This window comes from uncultured Shewanella sp., from assembly GCF_947501665.1.
Classification (GTDB): domain Bacteria; phylum Pseudomonadota; class Gammaproteobacteria; order Enterobacterales; family Shewanellaceae; genus Shewanella.
Map to the genome: position 1 here is coordinate 109,921 of NZ_CANMWS010000018.1, position 20,947 is coordinate 130,867.

Consider the following 20,947-nt stretch of genomic DNA (forward strand, 5'->3'; position numbering starts at 1 on the left):
AATTTATGACTATTTAAATCAATGAAGAGTGAGTAAAAGATGAATGAAATAACACCCAATAGTGATGATAATCAACTCACCTATTTATATATTAATGGATATATAAAAGCAGATTTTCCCACCAAAGGATTACAAAAAGAATTTGAACGTTGTTGTCATTGCATCAGTGATGAAGGTGAAAAGCGACAATTTTTACCAGTGCAATCAAAGTCAGGTACCGAAACAATACAAGATGGCTTTAATCAGCAACTCTATGATCTGGTGTCGAAAGCAGAATATCATTATATTGCTCGCCTGATGACCTGGCGTTTTACCAATAGCTACGGACATGACATTTATAATTTAACCCCAACGGAGTCACAATTACCCACAATGATTGAGGCTATTAAACCCAAAAAAAATAAGCTTGCTAAACCTATGGTACTGGTGGGTTATAGCCAAACAAATCTCAATGGTGACTTGCCAGTAGTGGATGTAAGGAGGTTAACGAAAGTCAGTCCTTCTTCTATTATTAAATCAATTAAAGCAACCCTACCTAATATTGATGTGGATAAGTTGAAACTCATTGTGGCTGAGATCTTATCATTAAGCACTAACAGTGGCGATAACGATCAAGACCGAGCACTGAATTATATTTTGTATCAAAATTTAGCGATTTATTCGAGGAGCTATGAACTGCTTTATGGAGAGAGCAGTGGAGGACAAGCTTCTCCTAATGCGAGATTGATGAACATTCAAGTAGTGCCTTTGCAAAGTGGTGATAGGCATGTCATTAAAGTTATTTTTGAATATCAATCTAGCCAAGGAGGGACGCAATATTGGTATTCTGCAGTGGATGTTACGGATGAATATCCTTTTTTATTAGAATCATTTGAGCGTTTTTTACCTCGATATTAACTTTTATTGTTATTCACCCGTCTGCAAAATAATAAGGTTATTTAAATACTTTCAACGGTTATGATAGGGCTGTTGTAATAGTATGATGAATAACCTTATCTTTCATTTCCTCTCCTCTTTTAATGTCCATTCCCTTTTCTTTTTTTGATTACTTCATCATTTTATCGAGTATCTGTTGCATTTCCATAGCATGAATATGGTGTTGGTTTTTTATTTTATCACACTGATTTTGCGTAGTTTGTTTTAATTTATCCAGTGCGATGCTGTCTTGTGTGCTTTTGAGTATTTGGGCCGTGTCCAGTTGTTGGCTGGGCTGCCAGTACCAATCAAAAATATTGTCAGTGTTCGTCATATTTACCTCAGTAGTTCATGCTGTTTTAATATAAATGTGCGTTATCTTTGGGATCCCGCACAAACGTGCCTTATTTGCGTTATTATCCTTAATTTTTTACGGGATAAATCGGCGTAATGTTAGGATTGGGTATGGGAAGATAAGGATGTTGTTTAACGAGTTGGATGTAAAATTTTTGAATAAAATAGTAAAGTTCGATGACATCTTGTTGGTGTTTTTTGCGTTTGACTCTTTCTTTACCGTAATCAAAGCGTCCTCTAGCACTTTCAGGATCGAGACACCCCATATAGAGTTGACTTAACCCAAATAATAAACTGGAGTACTGCTGGCTAAAATCGACAGCTTGTTGTTTTTTATCGTGAGTGGCTGTTTTAGGGTAGAGATAATATTCATTAACTTGAATGAGAAATGATTTCATTTGTTGTTCAAAGAGAAGTAAATCTTTTTGATATGGTTCATCCAATGCGTTATTGGCCATAATCCGAGTGAGTAATGTATTTAAATTAAGAAACCAAGCCCCTTTGAGGTACTGATCAGACATTGTTGTGACTCCTTTTATAGATTGATGTGTAAATGAACATGGCTTTTGTCTCTAAACTTCTTTGTCATCGAAAATCTGTTTCAAAAAAAAGGACTCTTTTTTCTGATAAGGTTCTGATTGAGAATGATGGGCGCGATGCGTATTTGGCAAAGATTGATTGCGACTTTTATTTAAAGAAGAAAGTGGAGGCGTCATCGTGCTGTTTTCATCCCAAGGAGTTGATGCTGCGTTAAGTTCAGGAGGGGGGGATTGTATGCCTTTCCTCGTCTCTTGGAAGTCATTATTATCTTGTTCGGGTATGTCTTTTTGCTTCTCTTTTGTGTCCAATAATGAAGGTGACTGATCATTATTTGTTTGTTTTGTCTGTTGGCTTTTAACCCATAACGCTTGCCGTTGAGTTTCAGTGTAAATCTGCGTCAGTTGACTCAGTTGTTGGTAAAAATCTTCAACTATCTGATGAAATTCAGTTAAATTTTGTTTATTTGGATTATTTGTGCGATCAAATTGTGTATTGAGTGAGATGATTATTGTCATGACCTCTGCCGCTTCTTTTATAAGCGACTCAACGAGAGCTTGAGAGAGGGATTGCGTATTTTGTTGTAATTGTAATATAGCAAGCTTATTTGCCCAAAGAATGAGTTTTTTTTTATCTGAGGGCATATATTCTTCATGGATAAAAAGCTGTTTTATTTTTGAGAGTAAAGGTAAATATTCTGGTATTACCATCATTTATTCCTATTAAGTTAAATATACTACGATGATTTAAAAATAACTCAATAAGTAGGCCATATTAATTATTTGGATGTTTCTGTCCGTTAATAAATATATTTTGGTTGAAAATAGGCGTTTTTTTTATATTGAACTGGATTTTGATGTTTTTATTATCATCCTGATGTTGTTTTTTCTGTTTTATTAATATATTGAATATTAAACTTATCGCTAACTGAGTATATATGGCTGATATTAACCTATTTGTCAATATCAATGGATGGTTTTGACCATATAATGAGGTTGGCAAACTTAATGCTATTAATTACATGGATTAATAACAAATAATTGAGTTGTCATATGTATACTTCTTCAATAGAAAAAAAAAGCTTAACAGAGGTTAACTTAATTCCTGCTGATCCTAATATTGCAGAGGCTATGTTGCCCATGATGACAAATAATATTTGTCAGCGATTAGCAATTGAACCTATCGAAACAGTTGAGGAGATGGCGTGTTTTATCAAAGGGAGTTATTCGCTGCAGAAGTGGCGTTTTTTTATTGAAAACAGTGTGTTAGGTGTTATAGGTGGGGTGGCTTTTGGGTTGGTTGGCGGTAAACAACAGCCTATGACAGCAATATTAAGTTATTGGATTGGTGAAGAGTATCAAGGTATGGGCTTTGCGACTCATGCTTTAACATTATTGATGAATGTATTAGAAAATGAAGGGGTAAAGCATTATTTAGCACAGGTTTATCCTGATAATATAGCTTCTCAAAAAGTACTAATGAAATTAGGGTTTGAATGTCTGGATCCTAATGTTGATATAGAGGGGTTTTCAGGGTTAATTGATTTTACATTAACTTTAATATAATGAAGTGTATTATTTGATATATTCCATTATAAGATATTTTACTCCAACAGTGAACTTTTACTGGTCAATAAATTCCATTTTATTGGTTTGGCATATATTCTGCTCAATGAACGCTATCATTTAATGTTAATAAGTGTGGTTATGAGTAATAAAATAAATAAGGTCGGTTGGAAGAAAAGGCTCTTTTTTATTTTTGGTATTATATTTGTCTGGTATCTTGTCGAATTGTATATTAAACCTTTATCTTCAGATGAACATTTTGTGCAAGGATTTGATGTATCCCATTACCAAGGACAAATTCATTGGCCAAGGATAGATGTTAGTCAGTTTCCTTTTGCTATAGCAAAAGCAACGGGAGGTGAAACCTATGTCGATCCTCAGTTTTATGTTAATTGGCATGGGATGAGGCAAAATAAAATCATTCGTGGCGCATATCATTTTTTTTATGCAGCCGACGATCCGCAAAAACAAGCGATGAAATATTTGTCGGTGGTTAAGCAATTTATGCCAACAGATCTCCCTCCTATATTGGATATTGAAATTACCGATAATATGAGTGAAGTGGCATTGCGCGAACGGAGTTTAGTTTGGCTCGAGTTTGTTGAAAAACAAACTCAACGACGACCGATTATTTATACCGATTTGTTTTTTGCCCAGCGATATTTAAATGATCCTCGTTTTAGTCGATTTCCGTTATGGGTTGCCGCTTATCAAGCCAAATTAATTCAGCTTCCGGCCCTTTGGGTAGATGAGGGGATATGCCAAAAAACCTGGTGTCTATGGCAGCACTCACAAAATGGCCGAATTAATGGGGTGAATGCGCCTGTGGATTTAAATCACTTTAATGGTACTTTTCCTGCTTTGTTAAAATTCATTAAAGATTCACATCAATAATCAGGTATGGATGATAAGGAGAAAAAGAGATGTTAGTCATTGCGGGAGAAAAATATACCTGTACCGCAGTGAATAATGCGGTTTCATCTCAGAAAACCTTAACGGAGTTAGTCAATGAAGTGTTCAGTGAAATGCTTATTGAGGTTAAACACCAGTTAACTGCAATGGAAAAAAAGCAACAAAACGAAGCACTCACTGACAAACTTTTATATCACGTTTTAAAACAAGTTCTTAGTAACTTCATGGCCTTGCCTATTGCTTATAAAAAGCCATTAAGTCGATGGTTAGACTGTGAGTCTTATATTGGAAAAGATAAACCTAACTATCAGTATATGGCTCCTCAAACGGGGCGAGATTACCTGCAGCGTGAATATCTGTTTTGGCATGAAGCTGCTATCGCTTTAGATGCGTGGGTACAAAGTGCGCCGTGTCGAGCATACGAAAAAAATCTTGCGCTAGCGGTTTATGATAATCCATACACTGATGTGTTAATCAATAGCTTAATTCATCAGATCCATGAAAAAATTATTCAAGCGTTACAAGATAAAGGTTCCGTTTTTTATGATGTGACCATGGAGTTGTTAAGCGGTTATACCTTGTTACGTATGGATCAAGACGGTCAACTGCAATTGGCTAAACCCTTCGATCGATATCAGCAATGCTTAAGGCAAGAAAGGGAGCCGCAGGGATTGAATATTAGCTTTATTTCTCCTTCGCTTACCCAAGATGCTCCCATGAATATTCTCAACGAACCTCAAGGGTATCCACTTGAAAAAAAAGTCGCTCTTATTCTTGATTTAGCTGGCTATTTCGGCGCCCAGCAAATAGGGGCTCCTCAAACTGCTGGTCAAGATTTGCTTGATATCGATTTAAAAGCAGATTGCAGTGTGAGTATAGGGTGGGCAGAGCAGGGAGAAGTGCAAGCGTGTTTTTTTGATATGAGTGTGCAACAAAGTCAGCAAGTAAGAGGAGTGGGGCAAAATAATGTTTGCCGAAATGAATTGGCCTTATCGAGTTTATTTGCTCGAAAACAGCAATTGTTTTTATGGGCTGGGCAGTCGACTTCTGTGGTGAAAATGCTTAAATTGGCTCGCTGGGCAGGCGGAAAGAGAGAAGAATTGACGGCTCTGTCTCAAGCTTTAATGGCATTTTTTAGGGTGGAATATCACTCAGGCTGTGCTTATGCTTTTCACTCGTTACATGAAGTGATGGACATGGCTAAAAATTTTGGTGTGAATTATCAAATAGACAGAAATAAAACAGGGCCAGAGAGTCTGCATATGGATCACATTGATCGTACTTATTTGGATGGCTTTATTGCGGTGTTAGAAAAACAAGTTGATTCCTTAGGTTGGCACAGTGACACTCAGAGAAATAATCAAAATCAAGCGGAAACGCCTTTTGAAGACAAATCGAGATGCCTTAACTCATCAATGAGTGGCAAACAAATTAAAGCGCGTGAACAACTTGTCAGAGTCAAGCAAACCTTGAGTCAGTTGAATGATGAAATATTGCAATTGTATTTAGACAATCAGCTTAAAAAAAGTGCTCCTTCATTAATGGCTGTCAACTTGAGCCCAGCTTCTCCCTTGCAACAAAAATCCAAGTTGCACTCTGAATTCAATAAGGTAAGCGCATTTTATGAGGCGCTGTTTTCATTACAAACAGTATTAATGCAATCTAGCAAGGTCTCTGAGTGATGCATTTTACTGATGTTGATAATCGGTATTTTGATTTAGCTATATGATCTGAAACTGGTTTTATCTTTTTTATCACGATAAACTTAGATCCATTAATTTCCTTTTTCTCTTTTGAAGTGATCTTAATCAAATAGGTATTAACGAACTAACAAGGAGTTATCGTGATAGAAGTCAAGGATTTGTGTTTTAGTCGTGCTGATGGCGACAATAAACATCCCATTTTAAATCAGCTTAATTTGTTTGTACCAGCAGCGCAACACCTTGCATTACTCGGTGATAGTGGCTCAGGGAAAACGACTTTTTTGCATATTTTAGCGGGCTTGTTGCAAGCCGATAGTGGCTGGGTGAGTGTGAATAACCAAACGCTCTCTTCCTTGAATGAACAAGCGCTCGCACTTTATCGTCGAAAAATAGGCTTGATTTTCCAACATTATCAATTACTCGATTGCTTGACCGTCAAGCAAAATATTCTTTTTCAATACCAGCTTAACTTTCCAAAACAAGCTGCGAGTGAATTTGAACCGCTTGTTCATGCATTGGGGCTACAAAACAAGCTAGATGCATTACCAGAAGCACTCTCTGGTGGTGAGCAGCAAAGAGTCGGGATCGCAAGAGCACTGCTAAATAGACCGCAGATCATTTTTGCCGATGAGCCCACAGGTAACTTAGATCAAACCCGGTCTCACCAAGTGGTTGAGCTGCTTACAAGCTTATGCCGTGAGCGAAAAATCAACCTAGTAATGGTGACCCATAGCCATCAGTTAACGGATTATTTTGATCAAGTTAAAGTGCTAAGAGATGGCTGTTTTGCGTAATGACATTAGATTGATTTTAGTCACACATATCAGGTTTTACCGTCGACACCCTTGGTTAATGGCTTTGTTTCTGTTGGGATTTAGTTTAGGTAGTGCATTGTTAACCGCCATTGCGGGCTTGAATCAAGAAGCTAAAACACGCTATCAGGGATCCTCAGCGCTTATCAATAATCCAGTCACTCATTTAATTAAGCCACTGATGGGGAAGCAGTATATCGATGGCAATGTTTGGCTCAGTTTACGAAGAGAAGGCTTGCTCAATGCGCAACCTGTACTGCGGGGGAGGTTAACGACCCGTGAAGGTCGACGTTTAGCGATTCAAGGTGTGGATACTTTACAATGGTTAAATCATCCTCAGTTTAGTCACCGATATACTCAAAAGGATCCCAATAATAGCGCGTTGGGTTTTTCTTTTGAGACAATATTGGTTGATCCACAATTTGCTGATCGCCTTGATAGTCAGTCAGACAGCCAAGGTACTTTTGTGCTGAAAAAAGGGCAGGCGCAACCTCATATTCGCTTTATGGAGGATGTGGGCTTATGGGCGCTGACCGATCTTGCCTATGCCGATTATTTACTTCAGGCAAATGGGCAACTTAGCTTTATTGAGCTATCACATGTCACCGAGCAGCAACTCGTTCATATCAAACAATTGATCGCAGGAAAAGCGCAGCTTATTGATGCTCAGCAGCAAGCATTTGATGTATTGTCTGAAGCCTTTTTTTTCAATCTCGCAGCATTGGCCATGCTGGGCTATATTGTTGCTGCATTTTTAAGCTTTAATGCCATCAAACTCACCTTAACGGCACGAACAACATTATTACAGCAAATGCACTTGTTAGGCTGTACCTCAATCAGTATTCAGTTAAGCCTGATTATTGAGCTGATAATGGTGAGTCTTGTGACTGCGCTATTAGGCACTGTTGGTGGCTATTTCATTGCCAATACACTGGTGCTTGATGTTAATCGTACTTTAATTGGCTTATACCAATTGGATAAGGCACTTGTGATCCATTGGCAATGGTCAAATGTGTTATTGGGGTTTGGACTGAACATCTTTGCATTAGCGATGATAATACTGGCGCAAAATAAGCGTGTGATGAGGCAAGGTTCGATTGTGTTTTACGGCTTATTGCTATCGGCCTCAACCGGATTTATCTGGTTATTTCATTTCGCCGTGAGTGAATATCAAGCGCTACTGCTGTGTTTTATGATTTTGTTGATATTTATTTTATTAGTGCCTAAGGCACTATCGAATCTGGTGGTGTTGCCCATTAGTTTTACTCATCCACTGGCTCAATGGCTACATGCTGATACGCGAAGTCATTTAAAAGATTTACATATTGCCATTATTGCCATTTTGGTTGCTTTGGGGAGTGCGATAGGCATGCAAATAATGGTGACCAGTTTTAGTCATACGTTACATGCCCATCTTGAAAAACAGCTGAGTGCCGATATTTATTTACGTTCTACACAGCTTGATAATACATTGAGACAAACACTCAGTCAGTTGCCTGAAGTCGCCCAACTCAGTATTTATATGCAAAGTGATGGCCGCGTGAGTAATAAGCTGGTGAAGGATATACCGGCACACCTGTCCAGCTTCGGTAACAGTATTAATCACTATCAGCATATTTCGTTGACTTCGGGTATGGCAATAGGCCCTGAAAATTTCAGCGATAAAGGTTGTTTGGCGAATGAGCAAAGTCACATTAAATTTGGTATGACGTTAGGGAGTATGGTTGAGTTTGAGCAAAATGATACGCGTTTCGATTGCCGTATAACGGGCTTTTTTTACGATTATGGCAATCCCAGTATATTACTGCTGACATTGGAAAAACGGCAGCAAATGGCCGCGCTAAACAGTGATTATTTGGGGTATGCCATTCGCCTCAATAATCAGACAACACTGGCCGCTTTTAGTGAACGGTTAATTGACGAGTTCAAACAAGACAGTACCGTTATTGTGCCCAATAAACGCTTTAAAGAATATGCCAATGCCTTGTTTGATGACACATTTGTGGTCACCAAAGCGCTCAATGGTTTTATTCTCGCTATTGCACTGCTAAGTCTGTGTACGAGTTTATTGAGTTTAAGTGCTAATCAATTAAAGCAATTGATTATATTACGCAACTTAGGTGTCACGCAGCGACAGTTATTAATGATGAAATTACTACAAACCGCCGGGGTGGTCAGTTTTACGACCGTGTTTGCTATTCCGCTTGGCTTTGCACTGGGCTGGGCATTATTAACCTTTGTGATGCCGATTGCCTTTGGTTGGAGTATTCATTTTTATTTAGATGGGATGAGTTTATTCGTGACCTGCTTAACCTTGGTTGGCGTATCGATTGTCTGTGCCTATTTGCCGATTCGTAAACTCATACATTTAGACGCTAGGAGTGGTGAATAATGTTGAAAGGGCTATTATATCCTTTGTTACTGTCTTTTTTAGTGTTTTTGTTATCTGCTTGTCAGCCTGAAACACAAAAACCGACCTCATCAGCGTTTCAAATAGAGAGTGGTATTGCGGTTAAAAAAGGAGCTCGGCTGGTATTTCCCAAAGATCATGGTATTCATGCTGAGCAAGGCATTGAATGGTGGTATGTGACGGCAAATGTAGAAAGTGATACTGGCGAAACCTTTGGAGTGCAATGGACACTTTTTCGCACTTTGATGCCGAGTCATTTGCATTCACGCTGGTGGGATAATAACCTCTATTTTGCGCACTTTGCGATGCAGCACCAGCAAGCGCATGTGGCGTTTGAACGGTTTGGTAGAGCGGGGCAAGCAGAGATAATCGTTTCACCGTTTAAGGCTGAGATTAATGATTGGCAGTTAGCCAGTATGACAGCGCCTTTTTTACCACTAACACTCACTGCGGCGCAGGAAGACTATCAAGTGGCGCTGACGTTAAGTGACAGCCCTATGACATTACACGGAGAGAATGGCTATAGTCAGAAAACCCAAGGTGGTCATGCTTCCTATTATTTTAGTTACCCATTTTTAAAGGTAACTGGCGAGTTAACGTTTGCCGGTAAGCGCTATCAAGTTACTGGCAATGCATGGTATGACAGAGAATGGTCCGCCAGTTTACTTGACAAAAGCCAATTAGGTTGGGACTGGTTTAGCTTAGTGGATAAACAAGCAGACGATAAGGGCCTTATGTTGTTTTGCATTCGAGGAAAGGAACAAGGTTATGACTATTGCAGTGGCACACACATTGCAGCTAACGGCGAAGCGAGCGAGATTGATAGAAAGCGTATAAAATTGACCGTGCTTGAGACAGTGACATTAGGTGAGCGTCAATATCCTCGTAAGTGGCAACTTAAATTGCCGGGTAGCCCAGCGATCATCATAGAAAGCATTACGCAAGACTCTCGTAATCAATTAACCTTTCCTTATTGGGAGGGGAGAGTAAAAGCCACAGGAGGCTTTAATGGTTTGGGTTATGCAGAGCTAACGGGTTATTAAAGTAATATGATTTTTTCTTGCAATATATGACCATTTGATAGCGAATATTGGTACCAGTTTGTTACTATATTTCATTTTTTATTGGGATGACTATTTTTAATTGGGCTGCCTATTGGCAGTTAATTTTATTCACCATACACTCAAAATGACTTGTTGCCAATGTGAGCAGATGACTAATGAGTGAAACAAAACAACGTTCAAAGGAAAAAGCCTGGGGTTCGATAAACACTTGGTGTTTAGTTAAATTGTATTGGCAATCCGATCATAAAAAGAAAGCGTATTTTTATCTATGTACCTTACTATTATTGACCTTGTTTTTAGTCGCCATGAATGTTGCGGTAACTTATTGGTATAAATATTTCTGGGATGCGATTCAGGAATATGACAAAGCCTTGGTGCTGAAACTCATACTTGTTTTTATCGGGCTTGCGGCTGTATATGTGGTGACGTCGGTTTATCAGTTTTATGTACAAGCCCGATTTGGCGTACAGTGGCGAGCATGGTTAACTGAATATGTGCTTGATACATGGTTAAAAGGGCAAGCTTATTATTATATTGAGAACTTTGATGAATACACCGATAATCCCGATCAGCGTATTCAAGAAGATGTTAATTTATTCGTGAGTTTAACCACATCGATATTTCTTGGTGTGGTGAATGCAGTGGTGACCTTGTGTTCGTTTATTACCTTATTGTGGATGTTATCAGGTCCATTAGCTATCAATTTGGGTAGTATGGGGGTTTTGCATATTTCGGGCTACTTGGTATGGATTGCGCTCATTTACAGTCTTGTGGGGACTTATATTACCCATAAAATGGGTAAGAAGTTGATCCCATTAAATTTTGAACAGCAGAAAAAGGAAGCTGACTTTCGCTTTAATGCGGTGCGTATTCGTGGCAATGCAGAAAACATTGCTCTTTATCAAGCTCAGGGTAAAGAAAAACAGAGTATTTTACAGTCCTTCAATCAGGTGATTGATATTACTTTGCGAGTGATTAATCGTGAGAAAATGCTGCTTTATTTTACCGCAGGCTTTAATCAGATTTCGATTATCATTCCCTTGCTTGCTGCATTACCTATGTATTTTTCTAAAGCCATTGAAATTGGTGGAATACAGCAAATTTATTCTGCCTTTGGGCAAGTACAAAGCTCCCTATCATTTTTTATTAATGCTTATACCGATCTGGCTCAGTGGCGTTCGGTTGTCATGCGATTAACCACTTTTATGAATAAAGTGCAGGAAGTGGAAAACACTTATGCTAATGATACCCTCTTTAAACGGAAAGAGCATGAGGATACCAGTATCGTTGTGACAGATTTGACGTTGAAAACGCAAACCTGTCACACCTTATTTGATGGCTTGAATATGACGTTTGACGCCAATAAACACTATGTCATTAAAGGCCCTTCAGGTGTCGGAAAGAGTACCTTTATTAAAGCATTAGCGGGTATTTGGCCTTTTGCCTCAGGTGTGGTGACGTTGCCAGAAAATAAAGTTGTGATGTATTTGCCACAGCGGTCTTATTTTCCGTTAGGGACGTTACGGCAAGTATTAATGTATCCAGACGTGCCCAAGATCAGTGATAAGGAATTGTGTGATTTATTGGATAAGGTTGGTTTACCACGGCTGAAAGTTGAGCTCAATAAGATAAAGAATTGGAGTGAGATTTTATCTTTGGGGGAGCAGCAAAAAGTGGCCTTTATTCGAGTGCTTCTCTGTCAGCCTGATTGGGTATTTTTGGATGAAAGCACTTCGTCATTGGACAAAGGTAATGAACAAATGCTCTATCAACTGCTCAATACTGCACTGCCTCATTGCACCATTATTAGTGTTGCACATCGTGAAAGCGTGGCCGATTACCATGATGAAATTGTGTATTTACAGGCGTTAGAAACATAAGGGTTAAGAGCTTTTGGATAAGCAGGTTCTGGGCTGCATATCTTCTAATTGCAAAGCTAATGAGAGTAATTGACTTTCTTGTCCATATGCGGCGGCAAAATGAACGCCTATGGGCAAACCTAATTGACTCATTCCTAAGGGTAATGAAATCGCTGGCGCGCCGGCAATATTTTGAAAAACAGTAAACGCTGAGTGTTGTTTTAACCTTGATAAGGTCACATCAAAATCACTATTGGGACCAATGTCGCCGATTTTAGGAGGAGGCGTGCCATTAGTTGGACTTAATATGATATCGAATTGTTCAAATATTTTGGCATAGTGATCTTGGTAATGGCGTAGTCTTTTTATTGAAAAAGGATATTGAATACATCGATGTAAGAATAACTTTTCTAATCCACGGGTGTAGTTTTCTAGTTTTGATGAGGACCATTTATTCAATAATTTGAGCCTTGAGGATTGATTAATCAAACAGGCAAGAAAGCCATAATGTAGTTCCAAGTCCTGGAATATCTTTTGGGGATAAGGACATGAAATAAATTCAATGTGATGGTTAATTTTTTCGCATAAACGGGCAGCATTCAGTGTTGCAGTAATACATTCACTGTCACTGAATTCACTGTTTGCGTTATCAATGAAAACAGCAATTTTGAGTTGCTGATGCGTTTCGATCGTAACTCGGCCAATGGGCGGAAGAGAGGGGGCTGTGTAACCTTCTGCGCCAAGGTAAAAGTGAATCGTATCTCTAACACTGCGAGTGAGCACGCCTTGGCAGGCTAGTTCTATGGGAGATTGACTTTCCGGTGGTACCAGTCTTCCTCTTGAAGGCTTTAATCCGATTAAACCGCAACATGATGCTGGTGTTCGAATAGAGCCTCCGCCATCATTACCATGGGCAATGGGAACAACGCCAGCTGCGACCAATGCAGCAGAGCCGCCTGAAGATCCACCGGGTGAATAATGTATATGCCAAGGATTGAGAGTATTGCCGGTTGCTGATGATTCTGTGACGCTCGTCAAACCAAATTCGGGAAGGGTGGTTTTGCCTAGTATACTCATACCCAGAGACAGGTATTGTTCAACGAAGGGAGAATGATTGTTTGCGAGTTGTGGCACAAAGGCTCGAGTACCGTGCCTTGTAGCCAAGCCTTTTACCTCTTCACAATCTTTAATGAATGAGGGCACCCCATGAAATATCCCTTTATTTTCCTTAAGGTTGCTTGATTTGATAATAGATTGTTCGTCCAACAAAGGGGAAACAATGGCATTGAGTGTGGGGTTGACTTTCATTGCTCTTTCTAGGGTAGCGATTTCGGCTTCTTCAGCTGAGATGTCTCGCTTTTTGATGAGTTCAGCAATGGCGGTGGCATCTAAATCGGTGAGAATATCATCACAAAATGCAGAGCAGTGTTTAAATTGGCTAGCAATAGGATCCATATTCTTGTTGAAAAGCAGAGAATAATATTCAGTATAGCAAACCATTCTTATGTCACTGGCCGATGAAGGCACAGAGGAGGGACAAATGCACCCTTAATATTTTTTAACCTTTTGTATTATATTTTTTATTTGAAATGATAATGTTTTTGGCGGTTAGCATTAGCGCTATAAGGATAAAACATCATTTTTAATTGATTGAATAAGGTTTTATTTACTGAGTTTCATTTACCATAAACTAAACTGTGTTAAGTATGATAATGATGCGTTAGCTTTAAGGAGCCAAGCTAATGGACAGTAAAGTGAGGCATGATAAATGGCGCGCTCAAGAATACGCGAGTGTGTCAGATATGCAGTGGCGACAAGCCATGGAAGCGTTAAGGCGTTGTGATTATAGTGAAAGTGATGCCATTCTCGATGTTGGTAGTGGTGATGGTAAAATCACCCGTTATGTGGCCGAGCATCTTTCCCATGGAAAGGTAATTGGCATTGATTTAGTCAAAGATATGGTTCGTTTTGCTCAAACTCATCATGCTGATCAAGCTAATTTGAGTTTCTTGCAAATGAGCGCCGATGAAATCGCATTTGATCAGCGCTTTGATATTATTTTGTCGTTTAGTTGTTTGCATTGGGTCGCAGCGCAAGCAAAAATTTGGCATGATTTTTATCAACATCTGACATCCAAGGGAAAAGTCGTGTGTGGTTTTCAAGTGGACCATCAACACTTTTGGGATACTGTGTTTGAGCATCAGCAAGCTCCTCAATGGCAATCTTATTTTTTGAATTTTCAAGATCCTTACCATCACTTCACGTTAACAGAAATGGTGGGATTTATCGAAGAAGCCGGATTTTATTTACCAAGGGTGGATGAAATACATCATGTGGAATATTTTGAAACTCAAGATAACTTGACGGCGTTTTTTCAATCTTGGGTACCCCAGTTTAGGCATCTTGGATCTTCAGTAAGAGGTGAGTTTGTTAAGCAGGTAATGGAAAGTTATATGAGTAAAATTCATTATAAAATGCGGGAGAGAGCGGGCGTACGTATTAAGCGCTATATTATTGAAGCAGAAAAATAGCAAGAAACCGCTGCTGGTGAGAGGGAGATGTAAAGTCATTTTTATGGCTTTAATTGTTGAATAATAACAGTTAATAATATTCAGGATGGATAATGTCAACAGCAATAGCGAATAAGAAAAAATTTAATACCATGTTTTTTATAGAAATGTGGGAGCGTTTTGCTTTTTACGGGTTTCAGACACTATTCATGCTATTTATTACTCAGCAGAAGTTACCCTCTGAAGAAGCTTATATGGTGTTTGGGATCTTCACAGCCTTGTTATATACCTCGCCTGTGATTGGAGGGCTACTTTCTGATCGTGTTATTGGATTAAAGAGAGGCTTATTGCTGGGAAGTATTATTTTAATTTTGGGCTATTTCATATTATCTATTTCAGTAACAATGAATATGATTATTATGGCATTATCATTGATAGCAATAGGGAATGGTTTTTTTAAACCAACACCTTCTGCTATAGTGGCAAAAATATATGGTCAAAACGCAACACAGTCCAAAGTGGCATTTACTTACTTTTATATGTCTATTAATATCGGAAGCATTCCCGCATTAACCATCACCCCTTTAGTTGCTTTATATGCCTCATACCATTTAGCTTTCTTTTTATCTGTACTGGGTATGATATTTGGGCTAAGTAATTATTTATTTAAACGTCATATATTTGATGATATAAACAATGAAATGGATAAAGCACCATTTATGATTACAAAGTGGATGATTATATTTGGTATAGTAGTATTACTAATTGTTTTATTTAACGTCATTCTTCATTATGTTAATATATCATTTTATGCATTGCTTATTTTTAGTGTTTTTATCTTTTGTTATCTATTTTTAGCCAATAAATCCTCTCCATCAAAGTCAGTTAAATTTAAATTTTATGTTGGTATTATATTATTACTAGAGTCGATTGCATTTTGGGTCATATATAACCAGATTTTTTCAACGATTTTGATGTTTGCCGATCAACATGTGAATTTATATTTACTGGGGCTCCAACTAAGTCCTGGGAATCTGATTATTGCAGAAGGTGTCGCTATTATCGTATTGAGTCCAATCATTGCGAAGGGCTATGCTATTTTGAAACGAAAAAATATGAAATTAACTGCTCCATTTCAATATGCTATAGGCCAGGTAATCGCAGGAGCGAGCATGTTGGTATTAGTGGTGGCAGGCATTTTCTTCTCATATCAAGGCAAGGTTGATTTATATTGGGTGGTCAGCGCCTTGGTCTGTTTTGCTATTGGAGAAATTTTAATATCGGCATTTGCTTTATCTATGGTATCACTTTACTTTCCTAAAAAAATGAATGCATTTTGTTTAGGGGTGTTTTTTTTAACGGTCGCTATTGGTGGCGCAGTGGCGGGTAAGCTGGCAGCTTTATTTGTTGCGACATCTCATCAACTGACTTTAGAAAAGAGTTTAACGATATACGTAGAATACTTTTTATGGTTAGGTTTAATTTCGGTGGGGCTTGGCTTGTTATATTTACTGATTGCCATTGTTATTCGCAGGCAGGCTCATCGAGTGCAAGTGGATATTGACTAGTTGTTTAGGGAATTGCAATAAGCCCATTCAATATTAGTGGTCTTTTGAGTCGGTACTGACTTTTGAAATGTTTCAAGTTATTTTATAGGGATAAAAAGACTCATGTTACCTGATGACTAGCTTCTAACATCCGCGACCTTCATGGATAGTGGTACTGTTTGTTAATGCAGGAGTCATTAACGATATTGCTAGCTGTATGTTGAATTCCTCAGACAGCTCACTTCCTTAATAGTCTTGGTATAAAACGACACTACCTGAAGCGATGGCGGCTGTGAGGCAACAATGCCACTGAAGACCCTGTAAAAATGGGGTTATAGATGAGGTTTTGAATGTGGCAAAGTGAATATTTTATGTTGGTAACAGAAGGCTTCTTTAGGAATATGCTGCAGAGTGTGTTTATGTTTCAGTACCCATATTGAGATTTGTTAAGCCTGCATAAGCAGCTACTGTTAAGGTTATACACCTGCTTGTACCATTTCTTTAATTTTTACTGCCTTTTCAAAATGATCCAATTGATGAGTTTCAATCCACCATCTAGCGGCTTCCATTAACATATTGGGGTTGTCATTTTTATTTTTAAAAAAGGCATAGAAAGACAAGCCAACATCAGCGCCTTTCTTTTCTATTTTTTGATTGCAAACGGCAATGATTTTATCTCTCAACGCTTTTCTCAAAAGAATGCTCCTTAATTGGTTGAATCGGTAGTTGAGTTTGAGTGTTTCTTAATCAAGCTGCGCTCATTCTCAATAATGGGCTGTGAGTTGTAACAGGATCCAATGCTCCAACCAAGCGTTGAGGCTGTAAAAGTACCACAAACAGAATAAACCCATAAGCTCGCGATGTGCGGTCACTTAGGAAATATTTCATAATATGGCTCGCTAGAGCCAATAATAAATCGGGCAATGTGTATTAAGGATCCCCAATACGTCCTTGTCTATTTTTTGTTATACGAATATAGTTAATTCACTGTATTATATAAATTTATCATGCTTTAATTCGATGGGCAACTTTGAGATGCGAAAAACCTTCTTTGGGTTTGATGACTCGTTTGATTATTTGTTGCGGCAATGGTTAGGTGTTTTTTACCATTGAGCTAATATTATTTATCGTATTTAGGTTTCTACCTGTCGCTTTTTGCCCTAAACAGGCTTCGATATTGGCCACTAGCTTTGAGCGACCGATACCGTTCGGTGCATATAGATAAAAAATATTGCCTTTGACTGTGTATTGCTCTGTTTCAGCTAAAAATGTATCAATTTTTTCCTGAACTAACTCAATATTATTTTGGCAGAAGTAAAAATGAACACATTTTCCATCACATTCATTAAACGGATTATGAATGCTTGACTGAACAAAAGTGGATTCAGTGAATACAAAAATCTCTGGCGTAAAGCCGTAATGGTTCAAGACAAGGCTTTGAATATTTTTTGTTGGATTTGCTGTACTTTTTAAGACAATATTGCCACTTTGAATATATGAAGATACACTTTCATAATTAACTTTTTTGAGTTGTGCCACAAAGTCTTTCATTGGAAGTAAGTTATTACCACCTACATTGATTCCTTTCAATAATACGATAAATGTTTGCATCAAATGTCCTTATATGCTGAATTTTAGGTGAATGCGTATATGCATTAAGCTCACGCGTTACTGACGCTGTTTAGTCAGTAACGCGACTAATGATTAATAGACTGTATTTTATATAAAATACTCGTTATCGAACAGAGGTTCCTGCCTAAGTTTAGGGGGTTAGATAGACGGATGATGCATAAAGGGGATATTTGGCGTTAGAAAGATCAATTGTCTTTAATCAATATTTCAATACCATTGAAAGTTAATGCTCAATGGCATCTTGCTTTGTATTCTAACCAATGAAGGGTATTACCCACTAAGACGATACTCCCTGAAGCGATGGCGGTTGTTGAGGCAACAATGCCACTCAAGGCCAAACAAAAGATGGGCGTATGGGCGAGGTCTTCAGTGCGGCAGAGCGAATATTTCATTTTGACTTTTTCTTCTAAGATTAATTTCTTGGTGACGGTATAACACGCTTCATAAGGGGGGTGATTGGGAGAGACTTTGGGTAAAAATACACATGAGGGTAACAGTAGAGTAAATGATAAAACGACAGTGGTACGAATAAACACGCTTTTCATCCTGTAATCGATCAACTTGTAACTATAATCTATTTAAAATATTTTCCTCTTATTGAGTTGGTGAAGCTATTCAACTTTAATCTAAGTTATTGACTTTGATATGCATACTTTTTTGTTTGACTCGTTTACTCAAATAAATCTAGTAGCTTAGCTATCAGGTTTTGGGAACAACTCAATATTTAGCAAACAATATTTGTCAATACACAGGGTTATAACCCGGTTGGGCGTGAGCTATTTTTCTTCATTAAACGGTGGGTTGCTTTTGATACAGCTAAGCACACTATGAGTATCAATAGAGCGGACAGTACTATTAATGTCATAATGTGTTTAGATAAGTTGGCAACAAAAATTAATTTGTATATGAAGTGATTAACTTCAGGGAATTGATTGATAGCAAGGATGATATTGATATTCTCAAGCACATCAAATAGGGCTATGACAAAAGGGAGTAACGCAATATATTTCAGTGTTGAATGGATAACATGGCATGATTTCATTAACTCAATAAGCAATAGTGAGTAAGCAAATGCGTAGATTAATGGAAATACCATATCGACAGTCATTTCATTTAAACGGTAAATCTCCAGACCAGTCAAACTTATTGTATTAAAAAATCCTTTTATGATCTCGGGGTTAAGTGAAATTTGCACATCAAGAGGCTCAACGGTCGAAGAGACTAATGGATACACGAAGAATAAAATAGCAGCTTGTAGTATAAAGTTTAAGATAAGAAATACGCCTGCTTTTTTCCAAGAAGAAAATGTGATTAACCCGTTCAAAATGACTTTCCTTGTATTATTTATTGGCATTGTACTTACGTTAGGTGTGTGCACTTAGTTATTTCATTTATCAAGAGTAGAGTGAATAACACGACTTCACAACTTATTTAACTAGGGTTAAGGATCCAGTGGTTTAATTTAATTGAGGTGAGTACCGCTATTCATTAATCTTTAAAATCATAGAATAAGGCGATTTAGATGCGTGTTTGACACTTAGGGCTGGCTTTGCAGTTTGATATATGATTTTATATCTTTACGGTAATGTATTGCTGTAATTAATAAAGCCACTTAATATTTATGTATATTATGGAATCGATTTTTTAATTTTATCAGTTTGGGAGTTTGAGGCCTGATAGAGAAAATCGATGTTATAATTAAGGTTTAGGGTAAAGAAATGGATGACAGTTTTGTCCTGGTTCATTACGTATTCACCTCTATTTTCTCAAAATGATAAATCTATTATTGATATGAAAATATTAGGGTCGATAATGACTTTTATTTCAATTTACTGTTAAGTGCAGTCATATGCTAGCCGATTTTACCAGTGATAAGGATGTTCCTTATCACTGGTAGAGGGTAATATCTTTAGATACAAACATTCATATTATATTTATTGACACTTAAATCTCTTCCAACCAAGACAACTCTAACGTTGCTGTCTTTTATTAATGAATTAATTAAAGCTTCATCAACTGGAACATGGAATATAAACCGAGGGATATTGGATAAACTGTTTATCGCTTCAGACGAGTACTTAGGGTTATCAAATTTACCATATTGAATAGCTAATGCAGTAACATTACTAAAGTAATAAACAACTTTATACACTTTAGCGACAAAGCCAGAAAATATATTATCTGAGGGGAGTAACCCTACAGCTAAGATAGTGTTAAACCCAGCATTAGTATATTGGGATAACTTTAAAGGGTTAGAACCTTCTAAATAAATGCGATTACGTAAATCCCCTTGAGCGGTAATATTTTTTAAACGGGTGATGGCTCTTTTTGTTTCATCGGCACTTAATCTATCTAGATTTTTATAGTCAAACCAGAAATAATGATTTTTACTGGTAGCGATTAGCAACTCATTCAGAGTGAGTTTTTTTTGATAAATATTCACACCATTTTTATCTTTTTTTGGCCTATCATGAGATACAATAAAGTCATCTAATTTGACATCATAATAAAAATCAACCTCTCCACCTATAGCACCTAATGAGAAAGCACGTTGAAAACTCACAATACTATTTTGTTCTTTTCTATTTTCATACAAACCACGTGAAGCCCATATTTTATGACAGTTTTGATATGTACCAGTATAACTTCTTTGAGATAATTCTTTATTTACATACCAATTTATATATATACTTAAAGCTGTTAACACAAAAGAAATACAGAGTAATATTTTAAATTTTTTCATAAAAGAATACATCATTACTGACTTAGTCGTTAAAAACGGTATTAAATAGTTTTTTGAGATTATATTCTCTAAAATATCGATATACAGCCTGTTTTTTTCTTTTTATATATAATTTAATTTCCTTTTTTAACATAATATTTAATGACGATTTTATTTTTATTATTTATTTCAACAAAAGAATCTTTAGTTGATAAACTTACTGTTATTCGGCCATGATGAACTGAGTCTTATGTTATTGAAGTAAGCTTGTAAACTCAACATAGTCAATATTCATTTTATATCTCCTTGTTTTTATATACTGTATTTGAGGTTTAAGGTTTAAGGTTTAAGGTTTAAGGTTTAAGGTTTAAGGTTTAAGGTTTAAGGTTTAAGGTTTAAGGTTTA

The 20,947-nt window shown here is 37.4% G+C and carries 19 protein-coding genes; 10 read left to right on the plus strand and 9 right to left on the minus strand.

Features of this window, described 5'->3' with window-relative positions; translation table 11 throughout:
• The first annotated feature begins 39 nt into the window (after positions 1–39).
• The gene (locus Q0976_RS15090) at positions 40–897 is read left to right on the plus strand and encodes a hypothetical protein (protein ID WP_299494685.1); all 858 of its coding nucleotides are present in this window, start codon (positions 40–42) and stop codon (positions 895–897) included.
• A 148-nt stretch (positions 898–1,045) separates the two neighbouring features.
• On the opposite strand, the gene Q0976_RS15095 is transcribed toward Q0976_RS15090, so the two are convergent.
• The 3 genes from Q0976_RS15095 to Q0976_RS15105 form a co-directional block, all read right to left on the minus strand.
• The gene (locus Q0976_RS15095) at positions 1,046–1,249 is read right to left on the minus strand and encodes a hypothetical protein (RefSeq protein ID WP_299494686.1); all 204 of its coding nucleotides are present in this window, start codon (positions 1,247–1,249) and stop codon (positions 1,046–1,048) included.
• 88 nt (positions 1,250–1,337) lie between these two features.
• Positions 1,338–1,790 (minus strand): hypothetical protein, encoded by a 453-nt coding sequence (locus Q0976_RS15100; RefSeq protein ID WP_299494687.1) that lies wholly within the window; start codon positions 1,788–1,790, stop codon positions 1,338–1,340.
• A gap of 51 nt (positions 1,791–1,841) precedes the next feature.
• Complete coding sequence (locus Q0976_RS15105) at positions 1,842–2,519, minus strand: hypothetical protein (protein ID WP_299494688.1); 678 nt, start codon at positions 2,517–2,519, stop codon at positions 1,842–1,844.
• Positions 2,520–2,858: 339 nt separating this feature from the next.
• Here Q0976_RS15105 and Q0976_RS15110 point away from each other — a divergent pair, with 339 nt between their 5' ends.
• From Q0976_RS15110 to Q0976_RS15140, 7 genes are all read left to right on the plus strand, one after another.
• Positions 2,859–3,371 (plus strand): GNAT family N-acetyltransferase, encoded by a 513-nt coding sequence (locus Q0976_RS15110; RefSeq protein WP_299494689.1) that lies wholly within the window; start codon positions 2,859–2,861, stop codon positions 3,369–3,371.
• 141 nt (positions 3,372–3,512) lie between these two features.
• Positions 3,513–4,265, plus strand: a complete 753-nt coding sequence (locus Q0976_RS15115; RefSeq protein WP_299494690.1) for a GH25 family lysozyme — start codon at positions 3,513–3,515, stop codon at positions 4,263–4,265.
• 29 nt (positions 4,266–4,294) lie between these two features.
• Positions 4,295–5,965 carry a hypothetical protein gene (locus Q0976_RS15120; RefSeq protein WP_299494691.1) on the plus strand — a complete coding sequence of 557 codons (1,671 nt, stop codon included), beginning with the start codon at positions 4,295–4,297 and terminating at the stop codon, positions 5,963–5,965.
• Positions 5,966–6,126: 161 nt separating this feature from the next.
• Positions 6,127–6,780, plus strand: a complete 654-nt coding sequence (locus Q0976_RS15125) for an ABC transporter ATP-binding protein (RefSeq protein WP_299494692.1) — start codon at positions 6,127–6,129, stop codon at positions 6,778–6,780.
• Positions 6,764–9,190 (plus strand): ABC transporter permease, encoded by a 2,427-nt coding sequence (locus Q0976_RS15130; RefSeq protein WP_299494693.1) that lies wholly within the window; start codon positions 6,764–6,766, stop codon positions 9,188–9,190. The genes Q0976_RS15125 and Q0976_RS15130 overlap by 17 nt, the downstream gene beginning before the upstream one ends.
• Positions 9,190–10,251 carry a lipocalin-like domain-containing protein gene (locus Q0976_RS15135; protein WP_299494694.1) on the plus strand — a complete coding sequence of 354 codons (1,062 nt, stop codon included), beginning with the start codon at positions 9,190–9,192 and terminating at the stop codon, positions 10,249–10,251. The genes Q0976_RS15130 and Q0976_RS15135 overlap by 1 nt, the downstream gene beginning before the upstream one ends.
• 176 nt (positions 10,252–10,427) lie before the next feature.
• Positions 10,428–12,152, plus strand: a complete 1,725-nt coding sequence (locus Q0976_RS15140; protein WP_299494695.1) for an ABC transporter ATP-binding protein/permease — start codon at positions 10,428–10,430, stop codon at positions 12,150–12,152.
• Between the two features lie 3 nt (positions 12,153–12,155).
• Here the strand turns inward: Q0976_RS15140 and Q0976_RS15145 are convergent, their stop codons facing one another.
• Positions 12,156–13,631, minus strand: coding sequence for an amidase (locus Q0976_RS15145; protein WP_299494697.1), 1,476 nt, complete (start codon positions 13,629–13,631; stop codon positions 12,156–12,158).
• Between the two features lie 242 nt (positions 13,632–13,873).
• Between Q0976_RS15145 and Q0976_RS15150 the strand changes: the two genes are divergently transcribed.
• Both Q0976_RS15150 and Q0976_RS15155 read left to right on the plus strand, forming a co-directional pair.
• The gene (locus tag Q0976_RS15150) at positions 13,874–14,662 is read left to right on the plus strand and encodes a class I SAM-dependent methyltransferase (RefSeq protein ID WP_299494699.1); all 789 of its coding nucleotides are present in this window, start codon (positions 13,874–13,876) and stop codon (positions 14,660–14,662) included.
• Between the two features lie 92 nt (positions 14,663–14,754).
• Positions 14,755–16,209: a peptide MFS transporter gene (locus Q0976_RS15155; RefSeq protein ID WP_299494701.1), complete on the plus strand. Its 1,455-nt coding sequence runs from the start codon at positions 14,755–14,757 to the stop codon at positions 16,207–16,209.
• 455 nt (positions 16,210–16,664) lie between these two features.
• On the opposite strand, the gene Q0976_RS15160 is transcribed toward Q0976_RS15155, so the two are convergent.
• The 5 genes from Q0976_RS15160 to Q0976_RS15180 form a co-directional block, all read right to left on the minus strand.
• Positions 16,665–16,883: a DUF6500 family protein gene (locus Q0976_RS15160; protein WP_299494703.1), complete on the minus strand. Its 219-nt coding sequence runs from the start codon at positions 16,881–16,883 to the stop codon at positions 16,665–16,667.
• 397 nt (positions 16,884–17,280) lie between these two features.
• Positions 17,281–17,799: a DUF1697 domain-containing protein gene (locus tag Q0976_RS15165; RefSeq protein WP_299494705.1), complete on the minus strand. Its 519-nt coding sequence runs from the start codon at positions 17,797–17,799 to the stop codon at positions 17,281–17,283.
• A 251-nt stretch (positions 17,800–18,050) separates the two neighbouring features.
• Complete coding sequence (locus tag Q0976_RS15170; protein WP_299494707.1) at positions 18,051–18,356, minus strand: hypothetical protein; 306 nt, start codon at positions 18,354–18,356, stop codon at positions 18,051–18,053.
• 218 nt (positions 18,357–18,574) lie between these two features.
• A complete protein-coding gene (locus Q0976_RS15175) occupies positions 18,575–19,144 on the minus strand; it encodes a hypothetical protein (RefSeq protein WP_299494709.1) in 570 nt (189 codons plus the stop codon).
• Positions 19,145–19,729: 585 nt separating this feature from the next.
• Entirely contained in the window at positions 19,730–20,563 is an 834-nt protein-coding gene (locus tag Q0976_RS15180; protein ID WP_299494711.1) for a hypothetical protein, read from the minus strand.
• Positions 20,564–20,947: the final 384 nt, after the last annotated feature.